This window comes from Mesorhizobium sp. M5C.F.Ca.IN.020.32.2.1 (genome assembly GCF_004023105.1).
Taxonomy (GTDB): Bacteria; Pseudomonadota; Alphaproteobacteria; order Rhizobiales; family Rhizobiaceae; genus Mesorhizobium; species Mesorhizobium wenxiniae.
In genome coordinates, this window is the sequence record NZ_RZSX01001332.1 from 1 (window position 1) to 1099 (window position 1099).

The window sequence follows — 1099 nt, forward strand, 5'->3', positions numbered from 1 at the left end:
GAGACGCTCCGTGCCGACATCGTCGGCGGCCCGCAAAGGCCTGTGTTTGCCAACGCGGCCCATGCCAGGTGGGCCGAGCATCCGGTCTTTGCGCCACCCTACCGGGAGACCGGGCGTGTGCCCGCGCTCTATTCCTCCGGCAATCTGCTGGTTGGGCGTTACGTGCTCACCGCCATGGGGCCGCCCTTCCTCGACCTGAAATTCAACTTTATGGGCGGCGGCGATTCCGATTTCCTGAGCCGGGCCGCACAGAGAGGCTTTGTGCTTGGCTGGTGCGCCGAGGCGCAAGTGCGCGAAAGCGTCCCGGCCCGACGCGTCGAAGCTGACTGGATCCGCGCCCGCAGCCTGCGCAACGGCGTCATCTCGACATTGGTCGAGAAGAAGAAACGGGCCGGCACGCCGTTCGCCGGCACCAAGGTTTTCTTGAAGAGCCTGGCGCTGCTTGCCGCCTCGCCATTTCGCGGCGCGGCCAGGCTGGCGCGGACCGGGTCATTGGCGACGGCCTTATACCCCATCCATGTCGCTGTCGGCCGCCTGCTTGCCGAATTCGGATACGCCAATGAGCAATACCGGCAGCCTGAGAAGAACTGAACGCGCGCCGCTCAGCGCGGCGTTCACACGCGACGGCGTCGCGACCGCGATCGCGGCGCTGCTGTTCACCGTCATCCTGGTGTCGTTCCGTCCCTTCCAGCCGGCCGGCGCCGAAATGACCGGCGACGGCGGCGACATCGTCAACCAGCTCGGCTTCGGCTCGCTCGGCGCGATCTCGATCTTCTCGCTGCTGGCTTTCGCCGATCCGCGCGTTGTGCGCTCGCTGCTCAGCCCGTCCTGGCTGCTGATGCTGGGCTTCTTCGTGCTGTCGGTGGTGATGGCAACCGACCCGCCGTCGGCCATGCGCGCCGCTTCCTTCACGCTGATCGGCATCTTGACGATGGCGACAATCCTGGCGCTTCCGCGCGACGCCGAGGCTTTCTCGAAAGTCATCATCTTCACCATCGTCGTCGTCATCGGCCTGTCCTATATCGGGCTCATCGTCTTTCCGCACGAGGCGCTGCACACCACCGATTCGCTCGAGCCGGAACATGCCGGCCTGTGGCGC

General features: G+C 66.0%; 2 pseudogenes. Both read left to right on the forward strand.

What is annotated here, in order from left to right:
- Positions 1 to 591: pseudogene (locus EOA86_RS35740) on the forward strand (glycosyltransferase family 2 protein); the annotation flags it as partial.
- Positions 560 to 1099: pseudogene (locus EOA86_RS35745) on the forward strand (O-antigen ligase family protein); the annotation flags it as partial. The pseudogenes EOA86_RS35740 and EOA86_RS35745, both read left to right, overlap by 32 nt.